Source organism: Maricurvus nonylphenolicus, assembly GCF_042854845.1.
GTDB classification, from domain to species: Bacteria; Pseudomonadota; Gammaproteobacteria; order Pseudomonadales; family Cellvibrionaceae; genus Maricurvus; species Maricurvus nonylphenolicus.
Window position 1 is genome coordinate 1,254,311 of the sequence record NZ_AP031498.1, and the last position, 19,674, is coordinate 1,273,984.

Here is a 19,674-nt window from a genome sequence, read left to right on the forward strand (position 1 = left end):
ATAATGCTTATGGAATACCAAGGTTTATATACGTTGATTTTTACGGATTCTGAAGGCCAGGAAATTCGAGAAGAAAGTCAGGTCGGATTTTCAGTGAACCGAAAAGGGATGGAAAACCCTGGAGGTGAATTAAGGCGTTTTGCCTATAAGGCATTTTGTGATAGCGATGCCTCTGGTTTATCCATTGATGAAGTTTTCGCTGCTGTTGGTGTTGATTGATTTTTTATCTTTACCTTCTCTCCTCTTACTCTCTGAGGATTTTGCCGCCTTTATGGCGGCTTTTTTGAAAGAGGTGGGTAAGGTGTGGTAAGGGAATTAGCGGTTACCCTGATTGTAATGGGCTGCTGCTCTCAAGGCTTTAAATACCTTTTCTCCAAGCTTGTGTGATTCTCGGTCAGGACAGTGATGTCCATTCTCACTGTAAAAATAGTCTATATGAGAGTAACTGTGGTCAGGCTGCACGCCAATTTGTATCCAGGGGTCTCGTCCGCCTGAAACAACAATGGCTGGGATTGAGAGTTTATCCAGCATACCTGCGACATCCCAGGGTTCTTTATTAAAATATTCAGGTGATTTTTCGAACGAGGCTATACAGTCATTAATGTGATCTTGCTGTGTATAGTTAAATGCCCCTTGCGCAAAAAACGAGCCTAACTCGTTACATTGTTGGTACTTCCAGGTGTACCAGTTATATTCTCCTGTTTGGGCCTTCTCGTAACTGAGAGATTGAGCGATACGGTTTTCGGACCATGTGTAAGCTTCTTCAGGGAGTAATGCATGAAGGAAGTTGATAAATAGTGAAGTTGGCAGAAAGCTTAGCCCATTGATATAAGGCTTATAATGCTGAGAATCGCTGCGTTGACTTAATGCAACGGTAAGGGCAGTTAGTAGTTCTCTATCTTGCCAGTTTTGGTCGTAGAGCTTTTCAGGTTTTAACTGGGAGGCATGTCGATGAAGGCGTGATACTAACGCTGACCCTAAATTTTTCATAACCTGCTGATCGTACTGAGGAATCAAGAAAGGCCAATGAATAGGGGCGCTTGATGCCAGAATGGCGTCCACAGCATTGGGGAACTGATGACCAAAGTTAATGGCCAGTGCGCCTCCGTAACTGTAGCCCGCTGCCATCCATCTTCCAGTGTATGTCTGCTTTAGGTGATGGATAACGCGGTTGTAATCTTGCAGGGCAGATTCTACAGAGACGTATCCAGGATTAGCTTGAGGGCCTTGAGTAATACTTTGGCCATAACCGCGGTGTTCTGCCTGGATAAAGGTCACGTCCTTAGGGCTACCATAGGCATGGTAGAGCTTTATCAAGCTTTCTTTTGTTGCATCGGTTTCATTGCCAAGAATAAATAATATATCCGAATCTTTAGAAGCTTGATCGGGTGTGAGAACGATTAACTGTTGCTTGAAGGTTTGCTCTTGAGGAGAGGAGTGGTCAGTGGGTTGCGTGAACCACTGCTCAGTTATTGTGAATGTATGTTCCTTGGCGTATAGGGGCGGAGCAATGGAGCAGACAATGAAAAGATAAAATAGTTTTTGTAATAAATTTGTATGCTTTGAAAGTTTCATAGATACTTTGAAGTTCCGGCGGCAAAGCCGCCGGTAATGTTAGATTAAAATTTATAGCTGACAGATGCGCCGATGGTCTTCGGCGTATTGCGATATACGCCAACAACACCTAATGATGAAACCTGACCTATATAGCTGTTGATATAGGCTTCATCTGTCAGATTGTTAGCGAAAACGGCAATTTCCCATTCTTCACCTTCCGTTAATAGCGAGACGCGTGCATCGACTAAACCGTAAGATTCTTGCTCAAAACCTTCCTGGTACAGATGGTCGTCTTTATAGGCGTAGCTGATGTAACTGCGTAACTCACCGTATCCATCTATATGATAGCTGTGATCAAGCGCAATACTTCCAGCAAAATCTGGAGAAAACAGTAAAGGTGTCCCGGATAAGTCTTCACCATTTACAGAGTATTCATCATATTCGGCATCCATCCAGGTAGCGTTGGCCAGTACCGTTAAATCTTGCGTTAGTTGGTATCTTACCTCAAGTTCAAGCCCTTTGTTTGACGCTTCGCCGGCGTTGGCCAGCTGTACAACTGCTCCGTTGATTTGGCGAACTTGGAGTTCATCATAATTTAGAGCAAATACAGAGGCGTTTACCAGTAGGCGGCTGTCTAACCAGGTTGATTTTATACCGACTTCATAATTGATCACTTCTTCCGGGTCAACGCTTTCAGTAGCTTCTGGGGTGACACGAAGAAAATTACTGAGTGATGGGTTGGGGGTTGAATTAAAACCACCTGATTTATACCCTTTGCTGATACTCGCATATATCATGGCGTCTTCAGCTAAGGCGTAATCAACAACTATACGTGGTGAGAAATCGCTCCATTTGTCACTGCGTTGGGCTTGAGATGGATCTGGAATGCCGTTGGCATCAACAAACTGAAAAAGGCTGGGTAGGGTGAAACCTGCTCCACTAAAGCCTGAAGCACCATTGGCTTGGGTTGTTGGGGCTTCCCATTTAATATCTTTTTCATCTTCTGAGTAGCGGGCGCCAAAGGTAATATTCAAACGATCGGTGACATGCCAGGTGGCATCACCATAAATGGCGTAACTGTCAGTGCTTGTGTCTACGTGGGTTATTTCAGAGAAGTTTAAACCGCCATTGATGGGGGCATTACCGACGTCTGCGGATAAGGGGCCAAAGTCTGCAAAACCAAGTTTAAAATCCAATACGTTACGTTCGTGAGTAGCGCTTAAGCCCACAAACCAATCCAGATTGTCGCTACTGCCATTCAGACGAAACTCTTGGCTTATAGTTTCGTTAAATTCCGTAGAGCCTTCATTATTAAGCAGGTAGTACTCGGTTCCGTCGTAATCTGTAGAGCTGAAAGTGCTGTAAGTTCGGTAAGAAGATAAAGACGCTAACGACAGGTTATCAGTGATGTCCCAGTCAACAGTCACGGAGTGATCTCGCAGGGAGCGCTCTAGTCTGGGTTCGAGAGGCGCTACATCTAAGGCGGTATTGCCAAATAGGTTGAGTCCTCCACTGACGACTTTCTTGTCGTTAATGTCAGATGTTTTGCTGTTAAGAGGAAAAGGCAGGGCAAATGATAAGTTATCTAAATATCCTGAGGTTTCATCGTAACGGCTCCAGCTATTCGAAAAGTTTACTTCTACGGAATCGCTCGGCAGCCAAGTAAACTTCAATCGTCCATTGGCGCGATCTCGGTCATAGCCATCTGCACCACCCAGAAGATTTTCTTGCCAGCCATCTCGCTTTTGAATATTGCCAGAGGCTCGCATGTACAGTGTGTCTTCTATAAGCGGGATGTTAATAAGGCCTTTGGCTACACGGTTATTGTAACTTCCGACTTCAACCGATACTTCACCTGTCAGTTCTTCTGAAGGCTTCTCGGTCACGATGCTGATAGCGCCGCCAATGGAATTGCGTCCAAAGAGCGTGCCCTGTGGGCCTTTTAGAATTTCAACTCGTGCAACATCCATTAAGTCTGTGAGTGCACCGCCGTTACGTGAGGCATAAATACCATCAATGTAGACGCCCACGCTGGGATCAACACCTACTCCAGTATCGTTGGAGCCAATACCGCGTATATAAGAACGCGGAAACGCATCACTTCCACCGGCGACACTAAATCCTGGCGTCATCTTGGTGAGGCCTTTAAAGTCGGTAGCACCAACCTGCTTGAGCATATCGTTACTAAAAGCGGAAAGTGCAATGGGTACATCTTGGGAGCTTTGCGCGCGTTTTTGGGCGGTGACAACGATCTCTTCGATGGCCCAGGTATTATCCTCGGCGTGTGTGGCGGAACTTATGGCAGCAGCCATTAAGCTGGTGCTTAGGGCAACTGCGATTTTACGGTTTCTCATAGTAAATCTCTCCACGCATTTATGGTGCTTGTTATATTGTGATAATGGCTCTGGTGAGGAACTTAAAAGCTAATGAGCGCATTACCACTAAAGCCTACAGAGGCAACTTGACTTGGGCGTACCATTTTGCGACGCTAGGCATACCAATTTACGACACAACGAAATGCTTGGTATAGATATGCGAAACGGTGCTGAGGATGAGGCGTTATTTACGGATAGCGATATTCTGCTGGGCTCTTGGGAGGCCGCTGAAGAGCTGGGTATTGATCTGAGCGATTCGTTGGCGGTATCAGGTATTAGTAAGCAGCAGTTGCTGAGCCCAAAAACGTTTCTGGGTTACCACCAGGTGGTTACCTTCTTGGATGATGTTGCCGCTCGCAATAGGTGCCCCCACTTTGGTTTTTATGTGGCTAAACATCAGCAACCGTTCCGTTTTGGTGCTTTGGCTCAAGTGTCAAAACTGTGCTCTACGGTGGGGGAATCATTAGCGAAGTCGTTTAAATACACTCAGCTTTATAATCAGGCATCATTGTGGCAGGTCTGTGAAGAAGGCGATTATATAGTTATGAAGCGTCAGCAGCGTGTTGCCTACACTGGCTCAATGGTACAGCTGCATCTCTTGGCGGTTACCTTGATGGTTAAAGCTGCAAGAGACTTGATAAAAGGTAACTATCCGGTTACATCGGTTTCTTTTTCACATGCTCGTCCTGAAAATAGTGAGATTTATAGTCGTTACTTTCAAGCGCCTGTAAATTTTGATCAGGATTATGACGGGTATGTTTTCCCGAAAAGTTACTTATCGATTCCTATTGCGACAGCTGATCCAGAATTGCTCGCAATAGTTGAGGAGCACCTTTCTGGTCTGTTATCCGAAAAGACTGATCAGGATGTGATTGAAAATGTCCGTACTTTGATAAGAGCTAACCTCGGCACGAACCTGTGTAATTTGGATGGCATCTCTCAGTTGATGGGAAAGCATCCTCGTGCTTTGCAGCGAGAGCTGAAAGAGTTTGATGTTGGTTTTCGGGATTTGCTGATAGAAATTCGACAGGAAGTGGCAGAGCATTACTTGCAAAGCTCCAATATTTCATTGGTTGATCTTGCTGATATGCTGGGTTACAACAATGTAAGCGCCTTCTCTCGAGCATTTAAAGTGGCTTCTGGTCAGTCTCCTCAGGAGTGGAGGCAGCTATATGCCTGAGATTGTCATAGCTAAGAGCTGATATTTCCAACTCAGCAGATGCTTGATGCGATGGCTGGAAAGCTTATAAGCTGTGAATAAGTACCTATGCTTTAATTAATGCAGATAGAAAGTATCTGCTTCGGGAGAGGCTTATGCTCCGCTGGATGTTGATTACTGCTTTGGTTTTACCTGCCAGCATCAGGGCTGAAACCCTGATCTTCAGTGAGTACAGCTATCTCAGACACCTTGGATCAGTGGAGGAGGTGCCTGTATACCGCGTGGTAACCGATGCCTTGGCGCGTGTAGGTTACGATTATGAGGTGCGTTTTGCGCCAGTGAAACGTGCCATTTACCAGGCGGATAGCGGTGGAAGCGACGGTTTGTTATTCCAGCCTTATAGACTCAAGGAGCAATATCCAAACCTGGTACGGGTTGAATATCAGTTATTTTCTACTTCCATCTATCTTTATGCGGATAACAAACCCCGTGCATATGATATCTGTAAGCAAAGAATAGGTATGTTATCGGGTTATGAGCAGATAGCTATACAGTTGAGTGACATGTTTAACTGCGATAAACCGATACAACCTTTTTATGCAAAATACCTCCATCAGTTGAATAATATGATGCAGGGTGGCCGCTTGGATTGGATTTCGGCACCAGAAGCGTTGGAACAATACTTGAGCGCCCAGCGGCAGACGCCTTTATATCGATTAGAAGAATCAGATATAAATATTTCGATTTATATGTACCTCAGTGCGCGGAATCACCACTTGGCAAAGCCTATAGCGCAAGCGCTGGAACAAACCTACCATGAGTTGGGGATAACCAGCGATAAATTTCCCTTCTCCAATTATCCTGAACGCAAGTAGTGACTTCTGGTTAGTCTCTGGCACTTGGACAATAGCTTCGCCAACAAAAGTACGGCCAATAAAAAAGCCGAGTCTTGTGTAAGGCTCGGCTTTTTTATTGAGTATTGCTGGCTTCGCTTATTCGGCTAAAGCCGCAAGTTTCTCTCTGATGATTGCCTTGGCTTCGTTGGCAATAGAGGTAACCACTTCTTCACAGGTGGGGATTTCTTTAATCAATCCGCCGCACATGCCCCAGGTTACCATTCCCGCATTAACATCACCGGTGGTCCAGGCTTTCTCCTGGTTTTTACCACTTACATACTGATGGATATCACCGAACTCACCACCGGAATTTTCAATTTCCTGTACCTTAACCGCAATATCGTTTTTAAATACACGAGCGGTATTTTTAAACTTACGGAACAGCAAAGAGGTATCGGTTTCTTTCATGTTGACAATAGCTTGCTTGATATTGTCATGTGCTGGAGCTTCTTTGGTCGCCAGGAAGCGAGTGCCCATATTGATACCGTCTGCACCCAATGCCAGAGCAGCTGCCAGGCCACGGCCATCGGCAATACCACCGGAGGCCAGAATAGGAATCTTAACTTGGTCGGCAGCAGCAGGAATCAATACGAGGCCTGGAATGTCTTCTTCACCTGGGTGGCCGGCACATTCAAAGCCATCGATACTAACTGCAGCTACACCAATCTTTTCAGCCTTCAGCGCATGTCGTACAGCCACACATTTGTGGATAACTTTAATGTCGTTGGCATTAAACTTCTCCATAAACGGCTCAGGGCTGCGACCAGCGGTCTCAACAATCTTCACGCCGCTTGCACAGATCACATCCACGTAATCATCGTAGTTAATCTCAGTGGCAACCACACCCACGGTCAGGTTTACGGCGAAGGGCTTGTCGGTCAGTGACTGACACTTCTTGATTTCGGCTTTCAGCAACTCAGGGGTTGGGCAGGTCAGGGCGGTCATAATACCCAGGCCGCCGGCATTGGATACAGCAGCTGCCAGCTCGGCAGTACCTACACGCATCATACCGCCACAGACGATAGGGTATTCGATGCCGAGTAATTCAGTAATACGAGTTTTCATGATATCTCCTGAAAAGGTAGTTAACTGCCCCTGGTTTGAGGGCTGCGTAGCCTTACCAATAGCGAGGGCTTGGTAATGTCGTGTGCTTATTATCTGTAACCCTAGGGGGGAGATGAATGACCGGGATACACAGACTGGTTGATACTTTATAACAATTTTGGCTGATATTATGGAATACTATGGGTTTGTGGGTAGCGGAATATGTGGGCCACAAGCAAGCCAGAATCAAGAGAAATACGTCTTATATACCACTAAACATGCGAAAAACCGATAAAAAGTCCCTATCTTTCGGCATCTCCTTTATAAATGCGGCTTTAAGTAAAGTGTCTTTAAGCTCGGAGGTGGTTGATACCTTGTTAGCAGAGTGTCGTATCCCCAAGGCGCTATTAGTCGTGCCGGATGCCAGGGTGACACTGGCGCAGCTGGCCAGATTCACCAGTTCCCTGATATTGGCCTCGGGTGATGAGATGCTGGGGCGCGGTCGTGCGCCTTTGCCGATGGGGAGCCGTTCATTACTGATGCACTGGCTGGTGAGTGCCAGAACTCTGGAGCAGGTGCTTGAGCGTATGCAGAATTTTTACCTGATAGTCGACAAAGGGTTTAGCTTTCATTCGGAGGTTGAGGGGGATCAGGTTCACCTGATTATCGATCCACCCTACGATGAGGATGAGTATGCTGCCGATATTTTCTTTGTGATTCACCGGATACTCAGTTGGTTATGCCGGGAAATTATCGCCATTCGCCATCTGCATTTTAAATTGCCTAGGCCGGATATGGCTCATGAGTTTCGCGCCGTATTCTATGGTGCCCCTTTGTCCTTTGGCTACGACCGCGCAAGCATGACTTTACCGCGATCACTATTACAAAAACCGGTGAGGCAAGATAATGCCAGTTTGGAGGTATTGCTTGAAGATGTGTATTTCAATTTGTTTCAACTCCACTTTAAAACCGACAGCTGGGCGTCGGAAGTGGAAAACATAATTAGTGATAAGCTCAATGCTCTACCGACCTTGCCGGAGCTAGCAAAGCTTATGAAGGTCAAACCCTATACATTACAGCGTCGATTGGCCGATGAAGGCACAAGTTATCTGACCATCAAAAATCATCTTAAGCGCGATTCCGCCATTGAATTGCTGATCAATACCGATCTCACCATTGAAGAAATCAGTGCCAAACTGGGATTTTCTGAGACCAGCCCATTCACCCGGACGTTTAAACAGTGGGTCGGTGTTCCGCCAAGTGCCTACCGAGAGAAGCAAAATATTTTCTCAGCGGCAGAATACTGAATTATCAAGAATGCCTCTGCTGCTCTAGGCAGAATGTAAACCTAATAACATTTGTTCACCGCATTTTTGAATCGTTTTTTGCGTTTTGTCCGAATATGTCGTGGCTTGGCCGTTTGTGTGGTTTTTTTGGTTTTTCAATCTTCTAGTATTTCTATCGGAAAGCAGCGATACAAACCTTAACAATAAAGTTCGCTGCCCATCACACAAAGATCCATAGAATCTACCTTCAAAATGATGTACGTCACGATGTTCTTGGCCTGTGAGCAGGGCTGCTGATGTCGTTGGTGAGTAAAGCGGTAAGCGAGGTAATACGATAACGCTCTACGGAGAAGATAATGAAAATAAAAAACCGTCTAGCGCGACATATGAGAGATGTCGCCTCTATCAGTATACTGTTATTAACCACAATGCATGCAGTTACAACCCAAGCCGGCGAGTGGGTGGTGGGTGCAGGCATATACGATATTACCGGCCCTGCAGCAGATCGCGGTATGGTGGGTTACGGTAATACCAGTCAGACCACCCAGGGCATTCATACCCGACTTTGGTCGCGAGCATTCACCATAGGCAAACCGGGCACCGACAATTATGTCGTGTTTGTCAGTGCCGATATTCAGAGCATTACTCAGGGTGTACATCAGGGCGTATTAAAGAGAATTGCCAATGACAGTACGCTGTCAGCCTATCTGGATGTCAGTAACGTTATGCTAACCGCAACCCATACTCATGTAGGGCCCGGCGGTTATGATCACACGGTCATGCTTAATATGACCGCCTTTGGTTATGACAGCGATAACTACAACGTGATTGTTGATGGCATTTACCAATCAATTCGGCAGGCCTTTAATTCACGTGCAGAAGGCAGTATCAAACTTGCCCAAGGCGAACTGGCTGATACCAATATTAATCGCAGCCCTGAAGCCTATGCCTTGAACCCGGATGCTGCGGATTACGCCACCGATACCAACCAGACCATGACGTTACTGAAGTTGGTAAAGGATAATGGCGAAGAGGTCGGCATGATCAACTGGTTTGGTATGCATAATGTCTCTGCCTCGCAGGAATTTCGCTTAATCAGTGGTGACAACAAAGGTGTTGCCAGCCAACTTTTTGAAAATCATAAGGGCGCCTTTCCTCCGCTGTCTGAGGGTTTTGTAGCCGCGTTTGCTAACAGTGAAGAAGGGGACGTTTCGCCTAATCGTTGTGGTATTGAAGACAGTTGCGGTAGCAGTGAAGTTGATGGCGTTAATCAGGTTGCCCACAAACAATATGACAAAGCCCTAACGCTTTACAATAACGCTAACACATCTGTTAGCGGTAATCTGGCCCATCAGTTTCAATATGTGAATATGCCGGGTTATGCTGTCAGCCAGGCTTACACGCATACCGGTTCCGATGAAGTGGTTTGTGAAGGCACCCTGGGCTGGTCATTCACGGCGGGTCAGTACCGCGATGGCCCTTCAAATATTGACGGCATTGTTGAGGGAATGACCCAGGATAACGAAGGTACCGTATGGAACCAAAGTGGCTCCTTAATCGAAACCGTGTTTGATGGCTATCCGCTACTTGCAGCGATGAATATCTTGTCTGATGTTACGGTAGGGGATGATTCCCATGAGGCCTGTCAGTATCCCAAGCCAACCTTTCTGAACACAAAACTCACTGACGGTATTCGCTTGTACACTGATGTACTGCCTTTTCAGACTTTTCAAATCGGTGAGCTGGTGCTGGTCGGGGTACCAGGTGAAATGACCACTATGTCAGCTCGTCGCTTACGCGCTGACTTGCAGAAGACCCTTGCTGGTACCGGTGTAGAACATATTGTGGTTGCGGGTTTAGCCAACGCCTATAGCGGTTATATCACCACTCCGGAAGAATACAGCATTCAACATTACGCCGGTGGCCATACGATTTTTGGGCCCAACACCTTGGCGGCTTATCGTCAGGTGTTTGATCAGCAGGCCGCCGCGTTAGTTAATGGTTCCACCGTTGCGATGGGGCCTACACCGGATGATTTATCCGATGATCAGATTATTCATACCATTGGTGTGGTTTATGACGATAAGCGTTTGTGGGAATCTTTTGGTGAAACCACAAGTGATGCTGCTGCCGTGTATTTGCAAGGCGCTACCGCATCAGCGACCTTCCGTTCCGGGCACCCGCAAAATAATTTTAAAACCATGGGTGCCTTTCTTAAGGTTCAGCAAAAACAAAGTGATGGTAGCTGGTTAACGCTGTATACCGAAAACGATACCAGTACACAGTTCCACTGGTTACGTGATACGGCCATTGACTGTTTGGCATGTTCCTATGTGACTTTGCAGTGGGATATCCCCAACGACATTGAAACCGGTATTTATCGTCTGCGTCACGAAGGCCACTGGAAGAGCGGTTGGAATGGGTCCATTAACAGTTACTCGGGCAAAAGCCGTGAGTTTACGGTTAACAATGTGGGCGATGTTATTGCCGGGGTTTCGCTGTTAGGCGCCCACGGGCAATATGTGCGAGCCAGCGGTAATGGCGGTTCAAATGTCTACGCCGATCGCAGTGCTATTGGTAGCCATGAAAGCTTCAATATGGTTGACCTGGATGAGGATAGTTGCGTACAGCATGGGGATTCGGTAGCCCTGGTTACCGGTGGTGGTTACTATTTCCGTGCTCACTCCAACGGTGGTTTGGATGCTAAAGCCAGTGCTTTGGGGAGCTGGGAGCGGTTTACACTAACTAACCACAGTGATAACTCTGGCTGTATTGCCAACAACGATGTGATCTCGCTGAAGAGTGTTCACAATAAATATATGGTTGCCGAATCTAACGACGACGTTAATGCCAACCGCAGTAACATCGGTTCCTGGGAACGATTTACAGTGAAAATTCCCTAAAGAGTCTATACAGAGCCCAGTACATTGGTGTGGTCATGTTTTGGGCTCTGACTAGGCTAGCGATATTGGGTTTGAGAGGAGCGTATATTCGGTGCCAAGTGTTGCACACGTCAAGATGACTAAAGCGCGTGTATTCGCTCCACCATATCTGGGTGCTTGGCCATTAGTTTGATCAGTGTTGCCGCTTCTGGACTAGGAGTCGATATATCTTGCTCCCATTTCTCGAGCTTTCTCGGTTTAATTCTCAGTGCTGCTGCAAGTACAGCACGCGACACATTCAACCGGGTGCGAATATCTACAATCTCAGCACCAGTGATTGTCACTGGGGGCAATATTTCTAGCTCGGTGGTTTTTAAGGTGATTTTACCTTGATTGTGTTCAACGACGGCTTCAAGCCCTTCGCTGATTTCAGCAAACAGATCGCGCTTACTCATTTTCTAATACCTCAACCAAACGCTTCAGAGTTTTTTTCTCTGATGGGGATAAATCAGAGACCTCACCTTTTTTGTATAGAGTCAACATATAGAACCGGGTCTTGGCACTATGTACATAATAGATAACCCTTAAGCCTCCTCGCTTACCGCTACCTTGAGGTGCCCATCGAATCTTACGGATGCCACCAGTTCCCTGAATAACTGCCCCAGCTTGGGGTTTACTTAGAAGCGCTTGTTGCAACTCACAATAATCATCGTCGCTTAAATAGTTAGGTAACAAGCGCTCAAAAGCAGGTGTTTCAATAAATAGTCCCTTCATGGGCAGCCTTACAAATCCATTTGTACGCTATTAGTGTATAGTTGGGGCTAGGGGCTGTCAACGTAGCGATAAGGCTTTTACTTGGCGAGCTTTTTAAAATCCGGCTCCCTTTTCTCGAACAAGGCCATAATGGCCTCAGTGTTCTCCTCGCTACCTCTGAGCTTATCCATGGAATCACTTTCCATTTTATAGGCTGCTTCAAGATGTTGGCGTTGAGCCAGTTTTATACAGCGTTTGGACTCACGCAGGGCATTGGGTGCCAGCTTGGCGATGGTATGGGCTTTTTCCAGGGTTTTATCCAGCAGTTCGTCATCACTGAATTTTCTGGCGGCAATGCCGCATTCTACTGCTTGGTCGGCATCCAGCCATTCGGCGCACAAAAGAATCTCTGCCGCGCGCTGCGCACCGATATTGGCTTGCAGTAAGTAGGAACTGCCAAACTCTGGCGCCAGGCCCAGGCTGGTGAAGGGTAGTCTAAAACGTAAGCTTTCGCCGACATAAGCAATATCAGCATGGAAAAGTATGGTACCTCCACCGCCTACGGCTACACCTTTGGCACACATTAAGACGGGTTTATCAAAATCCAGCAGTGCTCTTTCGGTATGTTGGTAGGGGCTCAGGCCTGCGTCATCTTTACCGGTTAAATCGCCCAGGTCCTGGCCTGCCGAGAAATCCTTACCGGCGCCGGTAATGACAACCACATTGATCTCAGGATTATCTTTTGCCGAATTGAGCGTTTCAGCCAATCCGATCCAGGCTTCCGCATTAAACGCATTTTTCTTTTTGGGGTTGTTGAGGGTAATAAGTAATACGCCTTCATTGAGTTCCTGAAGTATCAGCTCACTCATGTTAATTCTCCACTCTCGTTTGCTTTTTATAAATTGTCGTTCTGTAAAAAAATACGGGGGATTGTTGAGAATCCCCCGTGTTTGACGTTATGCGCTAGCGGTTGGATTTAGTCCCACTTGGGCTCACGCTTTTCCAAAAATGCGGTAATACCTTCTTTGGCATCGGCACTTTGCAGGCAGGCATCCAGCTGTTTACGCAGGAAAGGCAGGGCGCTGTCAAAGTCCATTGCATCCTGTGCTACATAAGCCGCCAGGCCAAGTTGCATGGTTCCTGGGGCAAGGCTGGCGAGTTCTGCAGCCAAGCTTGCGACATGGTCTTGTAATGCATCTGCAGGAACGGCTTCGTTAATCAGTCCCCATTTCTCCGCCTGAGCGGTAGAGATGGAATTGCCACGCATAACAAAATCCAGTGCGGCACGCTGAGGCATAACGCGGAACAGGCCACCCATCACCATAAACGGCCAGATACCGCGTTTGATTTCCGGGGCGGAGAATTTCACGCCTTCAGCGGCAATGGCGTGGGTCACATTACAGAGGAATAACAGGGCACCGGCAAACAGGTTTCCTTGCACACAAGCAATGGAAGGTTTGTTGAGGTGACGGAAGCGCAGGGCGATATCGTCAGTACCGCCGCGAACCGGTACGGTTGATGTGGTTTCGCTGCCTTTACCGCTCATGGCTGCCAGATCGCCACCGGCGCAGAAGACATCGCCTTTGGCGGCCAGGACTACGACGCGGATATCGCGTTCCTGTTTGGCGTAGTCCAGGGCGTAGATAATTTCGGCGGCCATGGTGGGATTAATGGCGTTTTTGCGTTGTGGGCGGTTTAGTGTGATGGTTAGGATGTGGTTTTTGGTTTCAAGTTCTACCGCTTCAAAAACCAGGCCTTCGAGAGATAATTTTTCTTCAGTCATGATTTATTCTCGTATCTTTATGTTGCTATACCCGCGAAAGCGGGTATCCAGTGTTGTGGCACATTGGCTGAATTTATGTGAAGTATTCATTCAGCGCTGGATGAGAGTGATTCACTCCGTAGCCCTGGATCCCCTCTTTCGAGGGGATGGCGTGCTAAATTTTAAGTTTTATGTGTTAGCTATAGCTTAGCGAAAACGCTATGCATTCTTTACTGCGTCAGCCAACACCGCCGGCACTTCAATCACTTTCGCCCGCAAGTATTCACCCATAGATTTCGCCTGTGGATCCATGCGAACCGAAGAGGCAACACCTTCACCCAAAATACCTTTGATAAAGAAATTCAGCGAGTGAATATTGGCTAAATCGTAGCGAACAATTTCCAGGTCTGCAGTTTCCGGCATCAGGGCTTTCAAACGCTCAACGGTCAAAAACTCGTGCAGGAATCCATAGGCTTCTTCACTAGTGGCCCAAACGCCGACGTTGGCACAGCCGCCTTTATCACCGGAGCGAGTACCGAACAGGCGACCGAATGGAATACTGACAGTGTCACCAGCCGGTGCGGCGGCTACGGTAGCTGGTACAACCTGATGATTAACTGGCTCAAGCTCAAGTTGACTGGTTGGCGTAACCTCGGTGACTTGATCATCAATATGCACATACTCGGTGATATATTGACTGTCCACCAAGGTAGGCCAGTACACCAGGAAGCTGTCGCCGTTGCCGATAGGGTTCATTGGGCCAAAGCCAGGAATATTGGCCAGGGCGATTTCAATCATCTTGGCGCTAAACAGGCGGCCGACTAAATCCTTATCGCTGGACTTGGCCACTATGCGCAGGCGGGCGAAGGCCTCTTCATTACATTGTGGGTTTTCTTTATCGGTACGCAGCAGTTCGATAGATACATCGTCAAACTGTTCTTTGCCGCCAATATTTTTGAAGAAAGTGTCGGTCAGTATCTTGGCTTTTTCTTCGATGTCCAGGCCGGTCAGCATAATTTCAAAACCGTTGCGGAAACCGCCCAGGGTATTGATACAGACCTTGTGACTTGGTGGCGGGCAGGAGCCTTTACAGCCGCTAACGTAAACGCGATCTTCACCCACCTGTTCAATACTCAGAGTATCGAAGTGGCCAATCACATCCGGGTTTTTATAGGCCGGGTCACCAATCTCATACAGCAGTTGAGATTTTACCGTACCGACAGAAACCAAACCGCCGGTGCCAGCGTGTTTGGTAATGGTGAAGTTACCGTTGGCTTCAATTTCGGCAATGGGGTAACCGGGGTTGTCAAAGCTCGGTACTTCCTGGAAGAAAGCATAGTTACCACCGGTCGCCTGTTGACCACATTCGATCACATGACCTGCGGCCAGTGCACCGGCTAGTGCATCGTAGTCAGTGCGTTGCCAGTTAAATTTCCAGGCGGCAGGGCCAATCACTACGGCGGCATCGGTAACGCGCGGGCAAATCACTATATCGGCGCCTTGATCCAGGGCTTCTTTAATACCCCAGGCACCCAGATAGGCGTTGGCGGTTAGCAGGTGGTTTTTACTGTCTGCCAGGTTTTGGCCGGTATCCATATTCCTAAAGGCTTCGCCTTCGCCTTGCAGCTCTTGCATACGTGGTGATAGATCATCACCGTCGATATAGGCAACCTTAACATCGAGTTCCAGTTCTTTGGCAATTTCTTTTACCGCATCGGCCATAGCAGCGGGATTTAAACCGCCGGCATTGCTGACGATTTTTATGTTTTTTTCAATACAGGGTTGCAGAACTTGTTTGACCTGCTTTAAAAATGTTCCAACATAACCTGTGTTACGTTTCATTTTTTGGCCGTACAAAATGGCCATGGTCAGTTCTGCCAGGTAGTCACCAGTCAATACATCAATAGGACCGCCTTCGACCATTTCTTTAGCTGCGGATAATTTGTCGCCGTAAAAACCGCTGCAGTTGGCAATCTTAATTACATCAGTCATCGTTGTTCTCTTTTTTACGTGAGTATTTAGAGAATGTCATTCCCGCGCAGGTTGGAAGGGCCTGCCCCGCGAGCATCGCGAGTGCTTTGGGTATCCAGTGGCTTTTGTCTGTAAGGTACTGCGGAAAAACACTCAAAGATCAAAGTCACTGGATCCCCGCCCAGCCCAGGCTGCCTTCTCTTGCTAGGCAATTCACCTTGTGCGCGGGGATGACGTGCTAATTTTTAAGTTTATCTTATGGCTGGTAATCCTTAGATTCTGATATACCAACCTAAAACCATCATCCCTTTAGTCATCTGAACAGATTTTCAAGACGGCAGGGATGACTATGTTTTATTCGCCTTCTACTGTGATCAGCAGTTGTTTGGTTTTCACCTGCTGACCGGCTTCACAGCTGATTGCTGTGACGGTACCACTGATACCGGCTTTTAATGGATGCTCCATCTTCATGGCTTCCAGTACCACCAGGGTTTGACCGGCTTCAACCGTATCACCTTCTTTCACCATCACTTCAACAATAGCGCCGTCCATAGAGGCTTTGATTTGACCGCTACCCGCACCGCCAGCAGCGGCGGCAGGTTGATGGGTGATATCTTCAATAATGAAGTGGCCAGTCCCATCATCCAGGTACAGCGTCTTGTTATCGAAGGCAAAGTGCATATTCTCGCGGACACCGTTTTCAATATAGGTGCAGCGATTGTCTTCCAAGGCAACAAAGTTGAGAGTGAAGGTGTCATCACCCACAGAGATCTCAAAGTAATCGTCATTGTTAACCAGAGTGACGACATTGGCTTGGCCATCAAACTCCAGTTTATAGACATAACTTTGGGCGATAGCACGACTCCAGTTGGAGCTACTGGCTTGACCTTCTTTAATAGCGCGTTGGTAATTCAGCAGCGCGGCTTTTGCCAGGGTGTTATTGGACGGTTGCTTTTGGTCCATGCTGACATCAGCACTGAAGTGCTGCTCGATAAACGCAGTAGTCGCTTCACCAGCACCAAACACATCGTGACGCAGAACATTTTGTAGGAACAATTTATTGTTGTTCATGCCCAGCAGTTGCGTGTCTTGAACCGCAGAGGCCAGACGACGAATCGCTTCGGCGCGGTTGTCACCGTAGGCAATCACTTTGGCAATCATTGGGTCATAGAAAGGGCTAACTTCCTGACCGGTTTGAATACCGTGATCCATACGGATACCGGCACGCTCAGGGTAGTCCCATAAGCGCACTTGACCAGTTTGTGGCATAAAGTTATTACGCGGATCTTCTGCATACAGGCGAACTTCAACGGCGTGACCGTTTAGCTCAATGTCATCCTGGCCTAATGGCAGGGTTTCACCAGCGGCGACTTTTAATTGCCAGGCTACCAGATCCTGACCGGTGATCAGTTCGGTTACCGGGTGTTCTACCTGCAAGCGGGTATTCATTTCCAGGAAGTAGAAGTTCTTGTCTTTGTCGACCAGGAACTCAACGGTACCGGCGCCACGGTAGTTACAGGCTTTGGCAGCGTTAACGGCAGCTTCACCCATACGTTGACGCAGCTCCGGGTCTACAAACGGCGACGGGGCTTCTTCAACAACTTTCTGGTGGCGACGCTGAATAGAACAATCACGCTCGCCCAGGTAAACCGCATTACCATGCTCGTCGGCAAATACCTGAATTTCAATATGGCGTGGTTCTAATACGGCGCGTTCCAGAATCAGTTCACCGCTGCCAAACGCGGTTTCTGCTTCCGAGCGTGCGGTGCGAATTTGTTCGGCCAACTCGCTTTCTTCAAACACCAGGCGCATACCGCGACCACCACCACCAGCGGAGGCTTTAACCATCAGCGGGAAACCGATGTCTTTGGCTTTGGCCAGCAGGGTTTCGTCAGACTGGTCTGCGTCTTGATAACCAGGGATACAAGGTACACCGGCGTCGATCATGGCGATCTTGGACAAACGCTTGCTGCCCATCAAATTGATAGCTTCGCTACGTGGGCCGATAAAGGTAATACCAGCTTCTTCACACGCTTCGGAGAAGGCGGCATTTTCTGATAAGAAACCGTAACCCGGGTGAATAGCATCGGCGCCAGTCTGTTTGGCGGCTTCGAGAATTTTTTCCGCTACCAGGTAGGATTCACCGACAGCGGCAGGGCCAATACAAACGGCCTGGTCGGCCTCACTGACGTGCAGGGCTCCGGCATCGGCTTCACTGTAAACGGCGACAGTACGATAACCCAGATCGCGGGCGGTACGCATCACGCGAACGGCAATCTCGCCACGGTTAGCAACTAATACTTTGGTAATTTTGCTCATGTTTTTAAATTCCTAGTTTTGCCGTAAGACGGATCTTATAAACGACCAATACCAAAGGTATTCGTGTTAACAGTACGCTCATCGCCTTCGCGACAAACACTTAGGGCAAAGGCCACTACCGAACGGGTATCGGCGGGATCAATCATGCCGTCGTCCCAAACACGCGCCGTATTGGCCAGGGCGTTGGATTTGGCTTCCATGGTTTCCACGGTGTCTTTTTCCATGGCGTCCACCATGCCGCGCATCTCGTCGTTCATCTCTGCACCGGAGCGAGCAATTTTGGCTTCAGCAACTTGACGCAATACGCTACCGGCTTGAGCAGGACCCATTACGGAGACAACACTTCGAGGCCAGGCAAACAGGAAGCGTGGGTCCATACCGCGACCGGCCATAGCGTAGTTACCGGCACCGTAGGAACCGCTGACAATAACGGTGATTTTTGGCACGGTGCAGTTGGTTACGGCCTGAATAAATTTAGCGCCGTGTTTAATAATGCCCGCTTGTTCTGGCTCTGTACCGACCAGGAAACCGGTGGTGTTGGTTAGGAACAGCAGGGGTGTACCGGATTGCTCACACAGCTGAATAAACTGTGCAGCTTTGGCTGCACCCTTGGCAGTAATCGGGCTGTTGTTGCCGATTACACCGCAAGGCATACCTTCGATTTCCATATGGCCACACAGGGTGCCGTTATCGAAGTCACCTTTAAATTCCAAAAAGTCAGAACCGTCGGCGATGCGGGCAATCACTTCACGCATATCAAACGGGACTTTCGAATCTTCTGGCACAATACCGCGCAACTCTTCGGCAGGGTAGATTGGATCTTCGAAGGAGACTTCAGCACGTAGAGGTTGGCTTTTATTCCAGCCCAATTTTTTGGTGACGTCACGGGCAATACGAATACCGTCGGCATCGTTTTCGGCCAGATAGTCGTTGGTACCGGCTACCTCACTGTGCATCTCTGCTCCACCCAGCTCTTCATCGGTAGCAATTTCACCGGTCGCGGCTTTCAGCAGCGGGGGACCGGCCAGATACATGGTGGATTGCTTACGGACCAGAATCAGGTAATCAGAAAGAGTCGGCTGGTAAGCACCACCGGCGGTTGCACTGCCGTGTACGACGGTAATTTGTGGAATACCGGCTGCAGACAAACGACACTGGCGAGCAAACATAGCGCCAGATTCACCAAAGGTATCGCCAACCAGCTTCAGGTTACCACCACCACTTTGTGACAGGTTTACCATCGGCAGTTTGTTTTCAAGGGCGATGTCCATCACGCGGTTACGCTTCTTACCGCCCATAGGGCCGATACTGCCACCTTTGGTCAGGTAGTCATCAACGGCAACAACACAGCGAACACCATTGATATAACCAATACCGGCAATGTAGCTACCGCCTGCACCGGAACCATCGGTGTCTTCATCCTGCATATAACCACACAGGGTCGACAGCTCAAAAAAAGGTGCGCCAGCGTCGAGCAATAAACTTAAACGCTCGCGCGGAGGGATAAAGCCCTTTTTGATATAGCGTGGGGCTTTAGCTTGCGCTGCTTCAATCACGCGACGTTCAATGCCACGAAATTCGTCTACCGCTGCGGTCATAACTTTAACGTTATTTTTAAACGCATCGGACTGGGTATCTAATTGGGATTCGATAACCGCCATAATGTATTT

General features: G+C 48.0%; 15 protein-coding genes. 5 read left to right on the forward strand and 10 right to left on the reverse strand.

Translation table 11 applies throughout. From position 1 onward, the window contains the following. The first annotated feature begins 9 nt into the window (after positions 1-9). Complete coding sequence (locus ACGHZ6_RS05265; RefSeq protein ID WP_390617764.1) at positions 10-219, forward strand: hypothetical protein; 210 nt, start codon at positions 10-12, stop codon at positions 217-219. 96 nt (positions 220-315) lie between these two features. Here the strand turns inward: ACGHZ6_RS05265 and ACGHZ6_RS05270 are convergent, their stop codons facing one another. Together ACGHZ6_RS05270 and ACGHZ6_RS05275 are read right to left on the reverse strand one after the other, a co-directional pair. Beyond that, positions 316-1,575: an alpha/beta fold hydrolase gene (locus ACGHZ6_RS05270; RefSeq protein ID WP_390617765.1), complete on the reverse strand. Its 1,260-nt coding sequence runs from the start codon at positions 1,573-1,575 to the stop codon at positions 316-318. Positions 1,576-1,619: 44 nt separating this feature from the next. After that, on the reverse strand, positions 1,620-3,911 hold the full coding sequence (locus ACGHZ6_RS05275) for a TonB-dependent receptor (RefSeq protein ID WP_390617766.1): 2,292 nt from the start codon (positions 3,909-3,911) through the stop codon (positions 1,620-1,622). A gap of 178 nt (positions 3,912-4,089) precedes the next feature. Here ACGHZ6_RS05275 and ACGHZ6_RS05280 point away from each other — a divergent pair, with 178 nt between their 5' ends. Beyond that, a complete protein-coding gene (locus tag ACGHZ6_RS05280; protein WP_390617767.1) occupies positions 4,090-5,112 on the forward strand; it encodes an AraC family transcriptional regulator in 1,023 nt (340 codons plus the stop codon). Between the two features lie 134 nt (positions 5,113-5,246). Then, positions 5,247-5,966, forward strand: coding sequence for a hypothetical protein (locus ACGHZ6_RS05285; RefSeq protein WP_390617768.1), 720 nt, complete (start codon positions 5,247-5,249; stop codon positions 5,964-5,966). Between the two features lie 117 nt (positions 5,967-6,083). Here the strand turns inward: ACGHZ6_RS05285 and ACGHZ6_RS05290 are convergent, their stop codons facing one another. Beyond that, positions 6,084-7,052, reverse strand: coding sequence for an NAD(P)H-dependent flavin oxidoreductase (locus ACGHZ6_RS05290; protein WP_390617769.1), 969 nt, complete (start codon positions 7,050-7,052; stop codon positions 6,084-6,086). Positions 7,053-7,375: 323 nt separating this feature from the next. On the opposite strand from ACGHZ6_RS05290, the gene ACGHZ6_RS05295 reads away from it, so the two are divergent. Next, the gene (locus ACGHZ6_RS05295) at positions 7,376-8,338 is read left to right on the forward strand and encodes an AraC family transcriptional regulator (protein ID WP_390617770.1); all 963 of its coding nucleotides are present in this window, start codon (positions 7,376-7,378) and stop codon (positions 8,336-8,338) included. A 335-nt stretch (positions 8,339-8,673) separates the two neighbouring features. After that, positions 8,674-11,220, forward strand: a complete 2,547-nt coding sequence (locus ACGHZ6_RS05300) for a neutral/alkaline non-lysosomal ceramidase N-terminal domain-containing protein (RefSeq protein WP_390617771.1) — start codon at positions 8,674-8,676, stop codon at positions 11,218-11,220. 119 nt (positions 11,221-11,339) lie between these two features. On the opposite strand, the gene ACGHZ6_RS05305 is transcribed toward ACGHZ6_RS05300, so the two are convergent. The 7 genes from ACGHZ6_RS05305 to ACGHZ6_RS05335 all read right to left on the reverse strand — a co-directional run bounded on the left by ACGHZ6_RS05305 (position 11,340) and on the right by ACGHZ6_RS05335 (position 19,665). After that, positions 11,340-11,654, reverse strand: a complete 315-nt coding sequence (locus ACGHZ6_RS05305; protein ID WP_390617772.1) for a helix-turn-helix domain-containing protein — start codon at positions 11,652-11,654, stop codon at positions 11,340-11,342. Beyond that, entirely contained in the window at positions 11,647-11,973 is a 327-nt protein-coding gene (locus tag ACGHZ6_RS05310; protein WP_390617773.1) for a type II toxin-antitoxin system RelE/ParE family toxin, read from the reverse strand. The genes ACGHZ6_RS05305 and ACGHZ6_RS05310 overlap by 8 nt, the downstream gene beginning before the upstream one ends. Positions 11,974-12,050: 77 nt before the next feature. Next, the gene (locus ACGHZ6_RS05315) at positions 12,051-12,821 is read right to left on the reverse strand and encodes an enoyl-CoA hydratase/isomerase family protein (RefSeq protein WP_390617774.1); all 771 of its coding nucleotides are present in this window, start codon (positions 12,819-12,821) and stop codon (positions 12,051-12,053) included. Between the two features lie 107 nt (positions 12,822-12,928). After that, positions 12,929-13,735 carry an enoyl-CoA hydratase/isomerase family protein gene (locus ACGHZ6_RS05320; RefSeq protein WP_390617775.1) on the reverse strand — a complete coding sequence of 269 codons (807 nt, stop codon included), beginning with the start codon at positions 13,733-13,735 and terminating at the stop codon, positions 12,929-12,931. 198 nt (positions 13,736-13,933) lie between these two features. Further along, complete coding sequence (locus ACGHZ6_RS05325; protein ID WP_390617776.1) at positions 13,934-15,706, reverse strand: acyclic terpene utilization AtuA family protein; 1,773 nt, start codon at positions 15,704-15,706, stop codon at positions 13,934-13,936. 333 nt (positions 15,707-16,039) lie between these two features. Continuing rightward, complete coding sequence (locus ACGHZ6_RS05330; RefSeq protein ID WP_390617777.1) at positions 16,040-18,004, reverse strand: acetyl/propionyl/methylcrotonyl-CoA carboxylase subunit alpha; 1,965 nt, start codon at positions 18,002-18,004, stop codon at positions 16,040-16,042. Between the two features lie 35 nt (positions 18,005-18,039). Next, entirely contained in the window at positions 18,040-19,665 is a 1,626-nt protein-coding gene (locus ACGHZ6_RS05335; protein ID WP_390617778.1) for an acyl-CoA carboxylase subunit beta, read from the reverse strand. Between the last annotated feature and the right edge of the window lie 9 nt (positions 19,666-19,674).

Excerpts from the sequence above, each read along its gene's own strand:
- ACGHZ6_RS05265 (WP_390617764.1), top strand. The coding sequence starts at position 10 with ATGGAATACCAAGGTTTATATACGTTGATTTTTACGGATTCTGAAGGC.
- ACGHZ6_RS05270 (WP_390617765.1), bottom strand. The coding sequence starts at position 1,575 with ATGAAACTTTCAAAGCATACAAATTTATTACAAAAACTATTTTATCTT.
- ACGHZ6_RS05275 (WP_390617766.1), bottom strand. The coding sequence starts at position 3,911 with ATGAGAAACCGTAAAATCGCAGTTGCCCTAAGCACCAGCTTAATGGCT.
- ACGHZ6_RS05280 (WP_390617767.1), top strand. The coding sequence starts at position 4,090 with ATGCGAAACGGTGCTGAGGATGAGGCGTTATTTACGGATAGCGATATT.
- ACGHZ6_RS05285 (WP_390617768.1), top strand. The coding sequence starts at position 5,247 with ATGCTCCGCTGGATGTTGATTACTGCTTTGGTTTTACCTGCCAGCATC.
- ACGHZ6_RS05290 (WP_390617769.1), bottom strand. The coding sequence starts at position 7,052 with ATGAAAACTCGTATTACTGAATTACTCGGCATCGAATACCCTATCGTC.
- ACGHZ6_RS05300 (WP_390617771.1), top strand. The coding sequence starts at position 8,674 with ATGAAAATAAAAAACCGTCTAGCGCGACATATGAGAGATGTCGCCTCT.
- ACGHZ6_RS05305 (WP_390617772.1), bottom strand. The coding sequence starts at position 11,654 with ATGAGTAAGCGCGATCTGTTTGCTGAAATCAGCGAAGGGCTTGAAGCC.
- ACGHZ6_RS05310 (WP_390617773.1), bottom strand. The coding sequence starts at position 11,973 with ATGAAGGGACTATTTATTGAAACACCTGCTTTTGAGCGCTTGTTACCT.
- ACGHZ6_RS05315 (WP_390617774.1), bottom strand. The coding sequence starts at position 12,821 with ATGAGTGAGCTGATACTTCAGGAACTCAATGAAGGCGTATTACTTATT.
- ACGHZ6_RS05320 (WP_390617775.1), bottom strand. The coding sequence starts at position 13,735 with ATGACTGAAGAAAAATTATCTCTCGAAGGCCTGGTTTTTGAAGCGGTA.
- ACGHZ6_RS05325 (WP_390617776.1), bottom strand. The coding sequence starts at position 15,706 with ATGACTGATGTAATTAAGATTGCCAACTGCAGCGGTTTTTACGGCGAC.
- ACGHZ6_RS05330 (WP_390617777.1), bottom strand. The coding sequence starts at position 18,004 with ATGAGCAAAATTACCAAAGTATTAGTTGCTAACCGTGGCGAGATTGCC.
- ACGHZ6_RS05335 (WP_390617778.1), bottom strand. The coding sequence starts at position 19,665 with ATGGCGGTTATCGAATCCCAATTAGATACCCAGTCCGATGCGTTTAAA.